The sequence below is a fragment of the Pseudomonas gebzensis genome, from assembly GCF_034427815.1.
Classification (GTDB): domain Bacteria; phylum Pseudomonadota; class Gammaproteobacteria; order Pseudomonadales; family Pseudomonadaceae; genus Aquipseudomonas.
Window position 1 is genome coordinate 1 of the sequence record NZ_JAXQNS010000034.1, and the last position, 882, is coordinate 882.

Annotated in this window: 1 protein-coding gene; it reads right to left on the reverse strand. The window is 65.8% G+C overall.

Translation table 11 applies throughout. From position 1 onward, the window contains the following. Positions 1-882, reverse strand: an 882-nt coding sequence (locus SJI00_RS22340; RefSeq protein WP_322463854.1) for an Ig-like domain-containing protein, incomplete at both ends; no start/stop codon positions are given.

Genomic DNA, 882 nt, shown 5'->3' on the forward strand with positions numbered 1-882 from the left:
GTGATGTCCGGGGTTTGCAATTCGAGCGGTGCAGAGGTGTTGCCTGCAGTGTCGGTGAGGCGCACGTCGATAGGTTCGCCGTTGGCCTGGGCGGGATCGAGGGTGAGCGTGAAGCCGCCATCGGGGCGGACAGCGCCCGTGCCGATGAGCGTGCCGGTGCTATCGCGGACCTGGACCGTCGCGCCGGGCTCGCCAGTGCCGGTGAGCAGCGTGCCGTCGGTAAGCGTGAGGTCAGTGGGTTGAGCGGGTGCAGTCAAGTCAGGCGTCAGCACCGACAGCGCATTCGACACATTACCGCCGGCGTCGGTCAGGTCGACCAGCAGCGGGCTGCCATCGATGATCGGTGGGGCCAGCGGCAGGCTGAAGCTGCCGTCGGCGGGGACGGTGCCGCTTGCGACCAGGTTGCCTTGTGCGTCACGCACATTGACGGTGGTGCCGGGTTCGCCGCGCCCGCTCACTTGGCTGCCGCCGGCACTGATGATCAAGCCGGTTGGCGGAGCGGGGGGTGTGGTGTCGATAGGGTTTTCAACGTTCGGTGCAGTGACAGCGCTGCTGTCGGACGTATTCCCAGCGGCATCCTGCGCCGTGACGGCAAGTGCCTGGCCATCGGTTTGCGCAGGCGTCAACGAGACGCTGAAGCTGCCGGCATCGTTGACGACAGCGGTGCCGATTTCGGCGCCTTGGGCATTGACGACGCGGATGGTGCTGCCGGGTTCGCCGCGACCGGTGAGGATGGTGCCGTCAGCACTAACGTTGAGCAGGGAGGGCTCGACCGGAGCGGTAATGTCGAAAGCGGTGATCGACGTTGGAATCGAGCTCTGGTTAGCGGCATCGATGGCGACTGCGTCGATGGTTTCGCCGTTGGCTTGTGGCGGTTGTAGT